General features: G+C 59.9%; 9 protein-coding genes. 3 read left to right on the forward strand and 6 right to left on the reverse strand.

The window, feature by feature from the left end:
* Positions 1-215: 215 nt before the first annotated feature.
* The gene (locus TU84_RS03915) at positions 216-1,379 is read left to right on the forward strand and encodes a type III PLP-dependent enzyme (RefSeq protein ID WP_048367284.1); all 1,164 of its coding nucleotides are present in this window, start codon (positions 216-218) and stop codon (positions 1,377-1,379) included.
* 73 nt (positions 1,380-1,452) lie between these two features.
* Here the strand turns inward: TU84_RS03915 and TU84_RS03920 are convergent, their stop codons facing one another.
* Both TU84_RS03920 and TU84_RS03925 read right to left on the reverse strand, forming a co-directional pair.
* On the reverse strand, positions 1,453-2,211 hold the full coding sequence (locus tag TU84_RS03920; RefSeq protein WP_048367289.1) for a tetratricopeptide repeat protein: 759 nt from the start codon (positions 2,209-2,211) through the stop codon (positions 1,453-1,455).
* 3 nt (positions 2,212-2,214) lie between these two features.
* Positions 2,215-2,895 (reverse strand): Fe2+-dependent dioxygenase, encoded by a 681-nt coding sequence (locus TU84_RS03925; protein WP_048367292.1) that lies wholly within the window; start codon positions 2,893-2,895, stop codon positions 2,215-2,217.
* A gap of 218 nt (positions 2,896-3,113) precedes the next feature.
* Between TU84_RS03925 and TU84_RS03930 the strand changes: the two genes are divergently transcribed.
* On the forward strand, positions 3,114-5,414 hold the full coding sequence (locus tag TU84_RS03930) for a TonB-dependent receptor (protein WP_048367294.1): 2,301 nt from the start codon (positions 3,114-3,116) through the stop codon (positions 5,412-5,414).
* A 139-nt stretch (positions 5,415-5,553) separates the two neighbouring features.
* Complete coding sequence (locus TU84_RS03935) at positions 5,554-8,091, forward strand: PepSY domain-containing protein (RefSeq protein WP_048367297.1); 2,538 nt, start codon at positions 5,554-5,556, stop codon at positions 8,089-8,091.
* Positions 8,092-8,146: 55 nt separating this feature from the next.
* Here the strand turns inward: TU84_RS03935 and TU84_RS26000 are convergent, their stop codons facing one another.
* The 4 genes from TU84_RS26000 to ptsP form a co-directional block, all read right to left on the reverse strand.
* Positions 8,147-8,515, reverse strand: a complete 369-nt coding sequence (locus TU84_RS26000) for a hypothetical protein (RefSeq protein WP_157403785.1) — start codon at positions 8,513-8,515, stop codon at positions 8,147-8,149.
* A 214-nt stretch (positions 8,516-8,729) separates the two neighbouring features.
* Complete coding sequence (locus TU84_RS03940) at positions 8,730-10,466, reverse strand: PTS fructose-like transporter subunit IIB (RefSeq protein ID WP_048367299.1); 1,737 nt, start codon at positions 10,464-10,466, stop codon at positions 8,730-8,732.
* Between the two features lie 11 nt (positions 10,467-10,477).
* Entirely contained in the window at positions 10,478-11,422 is a 945-nt protein-coding gene (pfkB, locus tag TU84_RS03945; protein ID WP_048367301.1) for a 1-phosphofructokinase, read from the reverse strand.
* Complete coding sequence (gene ptsP / locus TU84_RS03950) at positions 11,422-14,286, reverse strand: phosphoenolpyruvate--protein phosphotransferase (protein WP_048367304.1); 2,865 nt, start codon at positions 14,284-14,286, stop codon at positions 11,422-11,424. The genes pfkB and ptsP overlap by 1 nt, the downstream gene beginning before the upstream one ends.
* Between the last annotated feature and the right edge of the window lie 284 nt (positions 14,287-14,570).

Consider the following 14,570-nt stretch of genomic DNA (forward strand, 5'->3'; position numbering starts at 1 on the left):
AATGCGACATTTTTAGTTGATCTAAGCGCAGTCACGCCCTAAAGTTCGCGCCGAACATCCATGCTGGAAACGATCCATCCGGCTCAAGTACTGACGACGAGAGAGCAAGCTTTCGGCGGACATGCCTTGGGAAGTAGGCGAACCAAAGTGGGGATACGGAGGATGTTCATTTGCACCCATTGATTTATGACGTTTGCCACTAGGAGTCCCTACGTATGTCGATTCAGGTCGAAGAATATTTCGCGCGCGAAACCTTCCAAAAAATGAAGGCGTTCGCTGACACCCAAGAAACCCCGTTCGTGGTGATCGACACCGCCATGATCAGCCAGGCTTACGACGACCTGCGTGCAGGTTTCGAATTCGCCAAGGTGTACTACGCGGTCAAGGCCAACCCGGCCGTTGAAATCATCAACCTGTTGCGCGACAAAGGCTCGAGCTTCGACATCGCTTCGATTTACGAGCTGGACAAAGTGATGGCCCAGGGCGTGACCCCGGATCGCATCAGCTACGGCAATACCATCAAAAAATCCAAAGACATTCGCTACTTCTACGAAAAAGGCGTGCGCCTGTTTTCGACCGACTCCGAAGCCGACCTGCGCAACATTGCCAAGGCCGCACCGGGCTCCAAAGTCTACGTGCGCATCCTCACTGAAGGCTCGACCACGGCTGACTGGCCGCTGTCGCGCAAGTTCGGCTGCCAGACCGACATGGCCATGGACCTGCTGATCCTGGCCCGCGACCTGGGCCTGGTGCCTTACGGTATTTCGTTCCACGTGGGTTCGCAGCAGCGCGACATCAGCGTCTGGGACGCGGCCATCGCCAAAGTCAAAGTGATCTTCGAGCGCCTCAAAGAAGAAGACGGCATCGTGCTCAAACTGATCAACATGGGTGGCGGCTTCCCGGCCAACTACATCACCCGTACCAACAGCCTGGAAACTTACGCCGAAGAAATCATCCGCTTCCTGAAAGAAGACTTTGGTGACGACCTGCCAGAAATCATTCTGGAGCCGGGCCGTTCGTTGATCGCCAACGCCGGGATTCTGGTCAGTGAAGTGGTCCTGGTCGCCCGCAAGTCGCGCACCGCTGTTGAGCGTTGGGTATACACCGATGTCGGCAAATTCTCTGGTTTGATCGAAACCATGGACGAAGCCATCAAGTTCCCGATCTGGACTGAAAAGAAAGGCGAAATGGAAGAAGTGGTCATTGCCGGTCCTACCTGCGACAGCGCCGACATCATGTACGAAAACTACAAATACGGCCTGCCACTCAACCTGGCCATCGGTGATCGCCTGTACTGGTTGTCGACCGGCGCCTACACCACCAGTTACAGCGCTGTTGAGTTCAATGGCTTCCCGCCGCTGAAGTCGTTCTACCTGTAAGCCTTACAGAAAAACCTCCCCGGATTGGCCTCCGGGGAGATTTTTTATGGCCTGAAGGTGCCGCCGATGGGTGTCACACCGCCTGCTGCAAGGTGTTGATTCGCGCTTGATACACCTCACCCATCGCCCGAATGGCCGGCTCTTTGGCCTCAAGCAACGCGACGCGGCTGACCCGCAAAAACTTCAGGTTGCCGATGGCCTGGGCACGCTCCAGCCAGACCAGTGCACCCTCTACATCACCGCGCTCGGCCAGCACGGCGGCGTGGCTGAACTGCCCGCGAAAATCACCGGCATGGGCGGAGCGTTCATACCATTGGCGCGCGGCCTGCGGGTCTGCCGGGCAATAACGACCGTCTTCAAGGTAGCGCCCCAGCAAGTTCATCGACTTGGCGTGGCCCAAATGCGCGGCTTCGCGGTACAGCGCAAACGCTGCGTACTGGTCTTGCGCCACACCGCGCCCGGTCGCCAGCAAGTTGGCGTAGTTGTACAGCCCCCAATCAAGCCCGCCCTGAGCAGCCAGGCGGTAATGGCTGGCGGCCGCGCGCTCATCCAGCTCGCACCCCCAGCCATGTTCAAGGCAGCGCCCGAGCATGTTGCGCGCCATCAAGTGTCCGCCGTTGGCGGCAATGGCGAACCAGCGAAAGGCCAGCGGCACATCGCGCTCAATGCCCTGCCCTTCCAGCAGGATCTGGCCGAGCAGCGCTTGCCCTTCAAGGATGCCTTGCTTGGCAGCCATCAAAATGGCTTGTGCGGCACGGGCCGGGTTCTCAGCGAGCATGCTTTGCAGTTGCTCGCCGCTGAGCAGTTCTTCGCGGCGTAATTGAAAGCTCATGGCTTACACCTCAACCCAGCGGCGCAACAGGTTGTGGTAGGTGCCGGTGAGTTGAATCAGTGACGGGTGATCGGGCACATCGCGGGTCAATTGCTGAATGGCGTTGTCCATCTCGAACAGCAAGGTGCGCTGGCTGTCTTCACGGACCAGGCTTTGGGTCCAGAAAAACGAGGCAAAACGGGCGCCGCGGGTCACCGCGTTGACCTTGTGCAAACTGGTGCCGGGGTACAGCACCATATCCCCCGCCGGGAACTTGACCTGCTGCACACCGTAGGTGTCCTGGATCACCAGCTCCCCGCCGTCGTAGTCCTGCGGGTCACTGAAAAACAGGGTAGCCGACAGGTCCGTGCGCACCCGCTCCGGGCTGCCCTTGGGCTGGCGCACCGCGTTGTCGATATGAAAGTCGAAACTTCCGCCCCCGGTGTAGCAGTTGATCAGCGGCGGGAACACTTTGTGCGGCAAGGCCGCCGACATGAACAACGGGTTTTGCCACAAGCGCTCAATCATCGCCGCGCCGATTTCCTTGGCCAGCGGGTGACCTTCGGGCAATTGCAAGTTGTGCTTGGCTTTGGCGGACTGATACCCGGCGGTGATTTTGCCGTCGGCCCACTCTGTCGCTATCAACGCCTCACGGATGCGCTGGACTTCTTCACGGGAGAACAAGCCGGGAATGTGCAGCAGCATGGCGCGATACCTGAACAAGAGAAGGGTGCCAATGGTATTGATTCTTATTGATCGTGTAAAACTTTGTTAAAAAGTCGGGAGACGAATAGCCTTGCAAAACCCGTAACGGCAAATTGTAAAGAATGTAAATTTAGCGCGAATAGTAATCCCTCTCAATTGTTAGGAGGAATTGTTTGCACTATATTCCGCCCTCAAATTCCGGGGGGAGGGATCTTCACATGTCACGCCAACGTATAAAAATACCTGCCAATTCACCGCGTTTATTGGCTTCGGCCATTGGTGTAGCGCTCACGGCAACCTCTGCCAACCAGATGGCCCAGGCCGCTGAAAGCACCGAAAAGCCAGCGCAGGGCAACAGTATTTCTTTGGGTGCAACCACCGTTACCGGTGAGCAGACCCAGCAGTCGTACCAGACAGAAAAAGCCAGCTCCCAGAAGTACACCGCGCCGCTGGTCGACACGCCGCGCTCGGTCACCGTCATTCCGCAGCAAGTGCTGCAAGACACCGCCGCCACCTCGCTGCAAGACGCCCTGCGCACCGTACCGGGTGTGACATTTGGCGCCGGCGAAGGCGGCAACCCACAAGGCGACCGTCCTTTTATTCGTGGCTTTGACGCCCAGGGCGATACCTACCTGGATGGCGTGCGCGACGCAGGCGGGCAAACCCGCGAAATTTTTGACATCGAATCCATCGAAGTCAGCAAAGGCCCGAACTCGTCTTTCGGTGGCCGCGGCTCGGCGGGCGGTAGCTTGAACCTGGTGAGCAAGACCCCAAAACTGGGCGACTTCCTCAACGGTGGCTTCACCTACGGCTCAGACCAGACCCGCCGCTACACCGTCGACATCAACCGTCAGTTCCTCGACACCGCCGCGTTCCGTCTGAACCTGATGAGCCACGAGCAAAACGTCGCGGGCCGTGATTCGGTCAACTACGACCGCTGGGGCATCGCTCCCTCGCTGACCTTCGGCCTGGGCACCGACACCCGTCTGAACCTCAGCTACTACCACCTCAAAAGCGACGACCTGCCAGATTCGGGCATTCCTTACGGCTACGGCAGCGCGTCTAAAACCGCCGCGCACGTACACGACAAACCGGACGACGGCGGCAACAGCAATAACTTCTACGGCCTCAAAGACCGCGATTTCCGCAAGACCCGTGTCGACATCAGCACCATCACGTTCGAACACGACTTCAACGATTCGATGACCGTGAAGAACACCTTCCGTCACGGCAACACCGGCCAGGACTACATCCTGACCCAGCCGGACGACAGCCAGCACAACGTGAACCAGTACGGTACCGTTTGGCGTCGCGCCAACACCCGCGTGTCGACAACCCAGACCACCACCAACCAGACTGACCTGTACGGTAACTTCAACCTGGCGGGCTTCAAGAACACCTACTCCACCGGTGTTGAGTTCACTCGCGAAGAAACCCGCGCCAGCGGCTACACCGTGACGCCGAACAGCAACCCTAATTGCACCCCGGACAAAGTCGGCAACAGCGGCGGCCAGTGCACCTCGCTGTCCAACCCGAACCCGAGTGACGAGTGGACCGGCACCGAAGCGCGCAACTACTACGGCACCAACACCGTGGGCGTGACCAAAGCTGCCTACGTGTTTGACACCATCGAACTCGATCCGCAATGGCTGCTGAACGCTGGCCTGCGCTACGACCAGTTTGATACCACGGCGAACACCAACGCCGCGGCGGGCCGTACCAAAGCCAAAAACGACAGCAACTTCTTCAACTGGCAGACTGGTCTGGTCTGGAAACCACTGGATAACGGCAGCGTTTACCTGTCCTATGCCACGTCGGCCACACCGCCAGGCGGCATCGTCGGTGAAGGCGTCGAAGGTAATGGCCTGGTCACGCCGGGCAGCATCATCACCAGCGACCTGAAGCCTGAAGAAACCGTTAACTACGAACTGGGCACCAAGTGGGATGTGTTCCAGGACCGTCTGTCCCTGACCGCTGCGGTGTTCCGTACCGAGAAGAAAAACACCCGTGTTCTGACCGATTCGTACACGTATGAAAACGCCGGTAAATCCCGGGTAGACGGTATCGAACTGTCGGCCAGCGGCAAAATCACAGACAAGTGGCAAGTGTTTGCAGGCTACAGCTACCTGAAAAGCGAGCTGGTTGATCCAGGCATGAAAGCCAACCGTAACGGCAGCGTGAACACAGCGGCAGTGTCGGATAAAGGCAACGAAATGCCGAACACGCCGAAAAACAGCTTCAGCCTGTGGACCACCTATGAAGTCATGCCGAAGCTGACCATTGGCGGCGGTGCGTTCTATGTCGACGCGGTCTATGGCGACACGGCGAACACCGTTTATGTGCCGTCCTACACTCGCTACGATGCGATGGCCAGCTACAAGCTGACCAAAAACATCGACCTGCAACTGAACGTGCAAAACCTGACGGACAAAACGTACTACGACAAAGCGTATGCGGCACACTTCGCCAATCAGGCGGCAGGCCGTACAGCCTTGTTGACTACCAGCTTCCACTTCTAAGCGCGCAAGCCACTGTGGGCCAGCCCACAGCGATAACCAGTGCCCCGACCCAACCATGGCCGGGGCATTTGCGTGTAAACAACGCGGTCACGGCATAATGCGCGGTGACGCAATTCATTGAGCGAGCAAGGCGGCCGTCGTGTTTAAGAAAACCCTGTTCCAGTTGCACTGGTTTTTTGGAATAACCGCAGGGCTGGTCCTGGCCCTGATGGGCATCACAGGCGCGACCGTGTCGTTTCAGGACGAGATACTGGACTGGCTCAATCCGACCGTGCTCAAGGTCCAGAAGCTCGACGGCGGCGTGCTGCCGCCTGCCGAACTGGTCCGCAAAGTCGAGGCCACCGAAGGCAAACAAGTGGCCATGATTTGGGGCGGCATCGACACCGACAGCGCCGCGCGTATCTTTTTCACCCCGCCGCCGGGCGAACGCCGTGGCCAGGTGCGCTATGTCGACCCGTACACCGGCGACTACCAGGGCGACGTCTCGGGCCTGGGCTTTTTCAACCTGATGCTGCAACTGCACCGTTTTCTGGCCATCGGTGACACCGGCCGCCAGATCACCGGGGCCTGCACCTTGATGCTGCTGTTTTTCTGCCTGTCGGGCCTGTACCTGCGCTGGCCGCGCAAGGCATTGAACTGGCGTGCCTGGCTGACCCTGGACTGGGCGAAAAAAGGCCGCAGTTTCAATTGGGACCTGCACGCGGTGGCCGGCACCTGGTGCTTGATCTTTTACCTGTTGGCCGCCCTGACCGGTTTGTCCTGGTCCTACGAGTGGTACAACAAAGGCCTGCAAAAACTCTTCTCCGACAGCCCCAACAGCGAACAACGCAAAGGCGGGCGCGGTGGGCCGCCGAGTGCCGGTGGCGCGCCGTTGGTGGCTGACTATGACGCGATGTGGGCCAGTATCCAGAAAGCCGCCGGGCCTGACCTGAGCCAGTTCAACATCCGTATGCCCCCTGCTGGCGGCATGCCTGCGACAGTCTATTACCTGTTGAAAACCTCGCCCCATGAACGCGCCCTCAACCAGATCACCCTCGACCCGGCCACCGGCGTGGTGAAGCGCGTCGATCGCTATGACGATAAAAGCTACAAGGCGCAACTGCTGACCAGCATCTACGCCCTGCACACCGGCAGCTACTGGGGCATCACCGGGCGCGTGCTGGTCACCGTTGCGTCCCTGACCATGCCGCTGTTCTTTATTACCGGCTGGTTGCTGTACCTGGACCGTCGGCGCAAAAAGCGTCAGGTCAAACAGGCGCGACAGGGCTTTAGCGACACCCAGAGCGATGCGCCGTCCTGGCTGATCGGCTTTGCCAGCCAAAGCGGTTTTGCCGAGCAACTGGCCTGGCAAACTGCCGGGCAATTGCAGGCGGCGGGCTTGCCGGTGCGCGTCCAGCCATTGGCCGCCGTCAGCGAAAAAGACCTCCAGCAGGCCAGCAACGCCTTGTTTGTGGTCAGCACTTTTGGCGATGGCGAAGCCCCGGACAGCGCGCGCGGTTTTGAACGTAAAGTCCTCGGCCAACCGCTGGGCCTCAGCGCCCTCAAGTACTCGGTACTGGCCTTGGGTGATCGCCAGTACCCGCACTTCTGCGGCTTTGCCACCCGTATCCAGCAATGGCTGGCCGAGCGTGGTGCACAGTCGCTGTTCAGCCCGGTGCAGGTCGACAGTGGCGACCCCGAAGCCTTGCACCACTGGCAAGTGCACCTCAGCCAACTGACAGGCGCTGTGCCCGGCGCCAACTGGCAAGCGCCGAGCTACAACAACTGGACCCTTGAACAGCGGCAACTGCTTAACCCTGACAGCAGCGGTTCCGGGGTTTACCTGCTGGGCCTCAGCGCGCCTGACGCCAGCTTCACCTGGCAAGCAGGTGACCTGGTTGAAGTAATGCCAAGGCAATCGACCTGGGCGGTTGAACACCTGCTCGACGGGTTGGGCTTGTCGGCACACACACCGGTGCACCTGGACGGCCTGCAAGAAACCCTCGCTCAAGCGTTGGCCAGCCGCCAATTGCCAGAGAATCGCGGGCACTTGGTCGGCCTCCACGCCCAGGCGCTGGTCGACGCCCTGATCCCGTTGAACATGCGCGAATACTCGATTGCCTCCATTCCCCAGGACGGCGTGCTGCAACTGATCGTGCGCCAGGAGCGTCATCCCGATGGCAGCTTGGGCCTGGGTTCAGGCTGGCTGACCGAACACGCACCACTGGGCGCGGCGATCAGCCTGCGGCTGCGGCGCAACAGCGGCTTCCACCTGCCTGCCGAACCTTGCCCGCTGATTTTGCTGGGTAACGGCACCGGGCTTGCCGGGCTGCGCAGTTTGCTCAAGGCCCGAATCGCCCAGGGTCAGCAGCCAAACTGGTTAGTGTTTGGCGAACGCAATGCTGCGCACGACTTCTACTGCCGCGACGAACTGCAAGGATGGTTGGCCAGTGGCGAGTTGTCCCGACTGGACCTGGCCTTCTCACGGGACCAGGCGCACAAGGTGTATGTGCAAGACCGGCTGCGCGAGGCCGCCGATGAACTGGGTCGTTGGCTGGCGGACGGTGCGGCCATTTACATCTGCGGCAGCCTGAACGGCATGGCAGCGGGCGTGGATCAAACGCTGATCGACCTGCTCGGGGCTGATGCGGTGCAACAGCTGATCGAACAAGGGCGTTATCGCCGGGATGTGTATTAATCGATAAACACCGCCCTGATTAGTATCAGGACGGTGTTTGTGAACCGAATCCTTTTTATTTACTGCCTGATTTTTTTAAAGACAAACACTGCGGCCTGGAGCAACCGTTTGTGTTTTGACACGCCAGGGTACAACTGTAGCCAGGGAGTTGTTTATTGTTTGCATCAATCAAGATGCAAGTATCCGAAGTTCCTCCCTCAACTCTGCCATTGGCATTTTTATCCACACCGATAAACAGACACAACGCCGAGCCGCCGCCAATCGGTAACATGTCACACGTCACCCCGCCCAGCAGCGCCGGGCCGCCATTGCACAGCGCTGCGCCATACGCGGGGGCTACAGCGCCCAGCAGAATAAATAACGCGCCGACGATAGAGTTGATAGCAGATCTTTTTAAACTGCTTCTACCTGCATAACTACTCATAACTGGTTCCTTTAAGTAAAACAGGCATTAAAAAACGCCTGTTTTACAAGACTAGGCAAATAACCAATCAATGATGCAATCGAAGGATATTAAAGAAATTTCTTACGGAAAATACTGTTCATTCTGTAGGAGCGAGCTTGCCTCGCGATCTTTTGATCTTTTAAAAGATCGCGAGACAAGCTCGCTCCTACAGCGCTCGAATTGAACCTCTGCCTTAAGCCTTGGCCGTTTCCAGCGCCATGTCCACGGGCTCCGGGCGTTTGATCAGGGCGTAGACCACTGCGGTCACCAGGCTGCCGGCCACAATCGCCAGCAAGTACAGCAACGCGTGGTTGATGGCATTCGGGATCAACAGCACGAACAACCCGCCGTGCGGCGCCATCAGTTTGCAGCCGAAGTACATCGACAACGCCCCCGTCAGCGCACCGCCCACGACGCTGGCCGGGATCACCCGCAGCGGGTCTTTGGCCGCAAACGGGATCGCGCCTTCCGAGATAAAGCACAGCCCCAGCACCATCGCCGCCTTGCCCGCTTCGCGCTCGGTCTGGGCGAATTTGCGACGTGCAATCAGGGTCGCGATGCCCAACCCAATCGGTGGCACCATGCCCGCCGCCATGGTCGCAGCCATCGGTGCATAACTTTGCGAGGCCAGCAAACCGACCGAAAACGCATAAGCCGCCTTGTTGATCGGCCCGCCCAGGTCGACACACATCATGCCGCCCAGCAACACGCCCAACAGGATCGCGTTGGTGGTGCCCATGCTGTCGAGGAAATGCGTCAGACCTTCGAGCATGCCGGCCACCGGCTTGCCGACCACGTAGATCATCACCAGGCCGGTGAACAGGCTGGCAAACAACGGGATGATCAAAATCGGCTTCAGCGCTTCAAGGCTTTGCGGCAACCGCGCATAACGGCTGATCGCCTTGGCGCAGTAACCGGCAATAAAACCGGCAATGATCCCGCCAATAAAACCAGCCCCCAAGGTGCTCGCCAACAAGCCGCCAATCATCCCCGGCGCCAGGCCCGGACGGTCAGCAATCGAGTAGGCGATGTAACCCGCCAGCAACGGCACCATCAATTTGAAGGCCGCATCGCCACCGATTTGCATCAGCGCTGCAGCCAGGGTGCCCTGCTCTTTATAAGCGTTAATGCCGAACACAAAGGACAACGCGATCAGCAAGCCGCCCGCCACCACCATCGGCAGCATGAACGACACGCCAGTGAGCAGGTGTTTGTAGACGCCGGTTTTTTCTTGCTTAGCCGGTGCCGCACCGCCCGTTGCCGCGCTCTCTTGCCGACCTTCGGCCAGGGCTTTTTTCAGCGTGGCTTCGGCCTGTTTAAGCGCAATGCCGGTGCCGCAACGGTAGATTTTCTTGCCCGCAAAACGCTCAGTCGGGACTTCAATATCAGCCGCCAACAGCACCACATCCGCGTCGCTGATGGCTTGGGCACTCAACGGGTTGCGGGCGCCAACCGAGCCTTGGGTCTCGACCTGCAAGTCGTAGCCCAAACGCTTGGCTGCCTGCTGCAGTGCTTCTGCTGCCATAAAGGTGTGCGCAACGCCCGTCGGGCAGGCAGTCACGGCGACAATTTTAGGCGCGTGGGCCTGCTCGGTAACCTCAGCCTCAACGCTGGGGGCGGTGTACACCTGGGCTTCGTTGACGCCACGCAGCAACACGGCTTCAACATCTTGCAGAGCCTGGGCCGGGCTGCTCTGGAAAACCCGTTTGCCAATAAAACGCTGCATGTCCAACGGCGTGCTGCTGACCACCAGCACCCACTCGGCTTCGTCGATTGTCGCCTTGGACAACTGACGTTCCGGGTGCTTGGGGTCATGCACTTCTACGCTGGTGCTCCAGCCCTGACGCTGCGCGGCGGCATCGAGCAAGCGGGCACACAGCACGCTGGTCACCATGCCGTTGGGGCAGCCCGTCACAATGGCTAATTTCATGTGTATCCCTCTTATTCTTGTGCCAGGGCGCGGACGTTGACGCCGCTTTCGAGCGTCACTAACTGCAGCGCATCGCTGATTCCAAAACCGATCTGGGTGACCGCCATTGCCGCAATCGCGGTTGCGCTGCGCAGGGTCTGTTCCGGGCTGTGGCCGCTGATCAGGCCGTGCACCATGCCCGCCAGCAGCGAATCACCCGCACCGACCGTACTTGCCACACGCACTTTGGGTGGCAGCGCCTGCAAGGGTTGAGTCCCGCGGCTGAACCAGTTCACGCCGTCAGCCCCATGAGAAATCACCACATGGGAAATCCCCAAGGTCTGTAACTCGGTGGCAGCTGCGACTTGCGATGCCACGCTGCTGACCGGGTGGCCCAGCGCTTCACTGAGTTCTTCGGCATTCGGTTTGACCAGCCACGGGCCTGCACGCAAGCCTTCTTTCAAGGCTTCACCACTGGTGTCCAGAATCACTTTGCAGCCCAAGGCTTTGAGGCGCAGCACCAATTCGCGCAACCACTGCGCGCTGACGCCACGTGGCAAGCTGCCCGCCACCACCACCGCATCATGGCTGGCGGCAATGTGGTCGAGTTTGTCGAGCAAGGCGTGTTGCGCCAGATCGTTAACGTGCGGGCCGGGGCCATTGATGTCCGTGACGCGGCCATTGTCTTCGGCAAGCTTGATGTTGCTGCGGGTTTCGCCCGGCACGCGGATAAACGCGTCGGCAAAACCACGGCGCGCAAACAGCGCGTTGAAGGCTTGCTGATTGTCTTCACCCAGAAACCCGCTGACGGTCAGCGAGTGGCCAAGGTCGGCCAGCACTTGCGCTACGTTGAGGCCCTTGCCCGCCGCATGGCTGAGCAAGGCCTGGCTGCGATTGACTTCACCGGGCTCCAGGTGCGGCACGCGCACGGTCAAGTCCAGCGCCGGGTTAAGGGTGATGGTGAGAATTTTGGCCATTACAGGGCCTCTACCAATGCGCGGACTTCGTCCGGGCTGCCGACGCTCAGGGCCTGTTCGGCCAGTGTTTTAAGACGTTCCATGTTCAACTCACGTACTCGTGCTTTAACTTCAGGGATGCTGCGGGCCGAGACGCTGAGTTCATCCACACCCATGCCCACCAGCACTGGCACCGCCAATGGGTCGGCCGCCAATTCACCGCACACACCCACCCATTTGCCGTGGGCATGGGCGGCGCGAACGGTGATGTCGATCAGTTGCAGCACTGCCGGGTGCAAGCCGTCGGCTTGTGCCGACAAGGTCGGGTGACCACGGTCGATGGCTAGCGTGTATTGCGTCAGGTCGTTGGTGCCGACACTGAAAAAGTCGACTTCCTTGGCCAGCACCGGCGCCAGCAAGGCGGCAGAAGGCACTTCGACCATGATCCCCAACTGCAAGTCAGCCACCGGGATTTCCAGACGCAGACGCTCAGTCATGTCCCGCGCCGCACGCCATTCAGCCACGCTGCCGACCATCGGGAACATGATGCGCAGCGGGCGGTTGTCAGCCGAGCGCAACAGCGCGCGCAATTGGCTTTCCATAATCTGCGGGCGCTGCAACGTCAGACGAATGCCGCGCACCCCCAAAAACGGGTTTTCTTCTTTCTCGATAGGCCAGTATGGCAGGGGTTTGTCGCCACCCACGTCCAACGTGCGCACTACCAAAGGTCGCCCATGCAGGTCGTCCAGCACACGGCGGTACTCGGCTTCCTGGGTCGCTTCGTCCGGCGCCTGCGGGTGGGCCATAAAAATCAGCTCGGTGCGCAACAGGCCAATGCCTTCAGCGCCCTGCTCAACCGCGGTGGCCACACCTTTGCTCTCACCGATGTTGGCGAACACTTCAACTGCGTGCCCGTCCAGGGTGACGGCCGGTTGATGACGCAACTCCGAGGCGGCCAGCAAGCGCTGCTCACGGCTGTCACGCTCATCGAGGGCGCGTTGCAGGGCATCCGCATCGGGGGCCACGTGCAAGCGGCCACGCTGGCCGTCGATCAACAATTGCGTGCCCGGTGCCAGCAACAACACGGCGTCACCGGCCCCCACCAAGGCAGGAATGCCCAAGGCGCGCGCAACAATGGCGCTGTGTGCGGTCGCCCCGCCGCGAGCGGTCAAAATGCCCGCGACCCGCGCCGGGTCGAGACGCGCCACGTCAGAAGGCCCGACTTCGTCCATCACCAACACGTAGGGCTGATCGGGTTCGGCCAGAGTTTCGACACCACACAACTGCGCCAGTACGCGGCGACCAATGTCGCGCAAGTCCGCCGCACGCTCGGCCAGCAGCGCGTCCTGCAAGGACTCCTGCTGACGGGCCGCCGCTTCGATCACCGCCATCCAGGCGGCTTCGGCGCTTTCGCCCTGTTTGAGCCGCGAACCGACTTCATCAGTCAGTTCCGGGTCGTCGAGCATTTCCTGGTGGGTGATGAAAATCTCGCGAATGGCCTTGGACTGGCTGCGCTGGATCAACGTTTCGATGTCTTGGCGCACCGCACTGATAGCACTGTGCAGACGCTCACGCTCAACGGCGGACGACTCGCCACGCAGCGGGTAATCGAAGGTTTGCAGCACCTGAATATGTGCCGGGCCGATGGCAATGCCCGGCGACGCCGCCACGGCATGGATCACGCTGCCGGCAGCCGGGGCCAGCACCACCTCAGCAATCTCGGCCAAGGCTGGCGCGTGTTCCGCTTGCGGTGCCAGTGGCTCAACTTCTTCGCCAAGGCCCTCTTCAACCGCCGCCAAAATGGCTGGCAAGGCGTCATTGGCGATGGTCGGTTCTGCGATAAATTCCAGCACCTGGCCACGACGGGCGCCGAGGCTGAGCAGTTTGCTCAAGCTCTTGGCAGACACGGCGCTGCCCTCTTGGCCATCGAGGATGCGCACACGAATATCGCCCTCAAAGCCCTTGGCCAATTGCGCGAGCACTTTGGCCGGGCGCGCATGCAAACCGTGGGCATTGGCCAGGGTGATACGAGCACTCGGCCAATCAGCCGGCAGCTCGCCGCCTAGGGCTTCGAGCACCGCACGGCGACTGGTGGCGCGGCCCAACTCTTGACCTCGCCCTTCAATCAGCAAGGCACACAGGCGCTCAAGCAGGGCCTGATGCGCCTCGCCCAAACTGGCCAGGCAGAACAGGCCGCTGAGCGGCTGGCCAAGGTAGCGAATGGGTTTATCTGGGGTGACAAACGCCAGCCCCGGGCGTTTGACCGTTTGTTCGCTGTGCAGCCACCACAGGCCATCGCCCAGCGGCAGTGCTTCTGCTTGTTGCAGGACGGCGGCAAAACCATTGCTCACGCAATCGGCCTGGCGCAGTAAACGCGCACCGCGCCAAACCAGTTCTTCAAAGTCATCGGCAGACACGCCAAGGCCGATCATCTGAGCGTCCAGCGCCAGCTCTTGCGGTGCGCCCTGGAGCAACTTGAGCAGCGCCTCTGGTGTGCTGGCGCGGCGCAGGGCTTCGCCCAGATCGGTTTCACCCAGCGCCCGGGTCAGCAGTTGCAAGAGGCGCAGGTGTTCATCGGACTTGGCCGCAATCCCGATTGCCAAGTACACAATCTGCCCGTCGCCCCAGTCCACGCCCTGTGGAAACTGCAATAAACGCACGCCGGTGGTGTGCACCAAGTCGCGGGTTTCAGGGGTGCCATGGGGGATCGCAATACCTTGCCCCAAAAAGGTTGAGCCTTGAGCCTCACGCGCCTGCAAGCCATTCAGATAACCTTCGGCCACCAAACCATCGGCGACCAGTTTATCGGCGAGTAAGTGCAGCGCCGCAGACTTGTCCACAGCCGTTTGGCCCATGGAAATCTGCTCTATGGTGAGCTCGAGCATGCGTTCTCCTTTTCCGACGCTCAATGGCGCACGGTATTGTTTTGAATTATGTCAGCTTAGGTCGCTCTCCCCGGAGTGTGTCAGCAGATGTGTGGCAAGCACCCTGCTGTCGTAGGAAAACACCTTAAATCACGTAGGCTGAATCGTTTAATCAAGAAAGAACGGCACGTTACTGCATAATCGCTCGCGCTTGAAGCCCAACCTGTCGGTTTGATCGATGTCAACCGAGCGATGTTGCAAAAAAATACAGTGACCACAAGGCAGACGATGATCGACTGCCGTAA

Origin of the sequence: Pseudomonas helleri (assembly GCF_001043025.1) — a bacterium.
GTDB classification, from domain to species: Bacteria; Pseudomonadota; Gammaproteobacteria; order Pseudomonadales; family Pseudomonadaceae; genus Aquipseudomonas; species Aquipseudomonas helleri.

What these genes read in the sequence shown, in the direction of transcription:
- TU84_RS03940 (WP_048367299.1), bottom strand. Translation starts at nt 10,466, where the DNA reads ATGAAATTAGCCATTGTGACGGGCTGCCCCAACGGCATGGTGACCAGC.
- pfkB (WP_048367301.1), bottom strand. Translation starts at nt 11,422, where the DNA reads ATGGCCAAAATTCTCACCATCACCCTTAACCCGGCGCTGGACTTGACC.
- TU84_RS03930 (WP_048367294.1), top strand. Translation starts at nt 3,114, where the DNA reads ATGTCACGCCAACGTATAAAAATACCTGCCAATTCACCGCGTTTATTG.
- TU84_RS03915 (WP_048367284.1), top strand. Translation starts at nt 216, where the DNA reads ATGTCGATTCAGGTCGAAGAATATTTCGCGCGCGAAACCTTCCAAAAA.
- TU84_RS26000 (WP_157403785.1), bottom strand. Translation starts at nt 8,515, where the DNA reads ATGAGTAGTTATGCAGGTAGAAGCAGTTTAAAAAGATCTGCTATCAAC.
- TU84_RS03920 (WP_048367289.1), bottom strand. Translation starts at nt 2,211, where the DNA reads ATGAGCTTTCAATTACGCCGCGAAGAACTGCTCAGCGGCGAGCAACTG.
- TU84_RS03925 (WP_048367292.1), bottom strand. Translation starts at nt 2,895, where the DNA reads ATGCTGCTGCACATTCCCGGCTTGTTCTCCCGTGAAGAAGTCCAGCGC.
- ptsP (WP_048367304.1), bottom strand. Translation starts at nt 14,286, where the DNA reads ATGCTCGAGCTCACCATAGAGCAGATTTCCATGGGCCAAACGGCTGTG.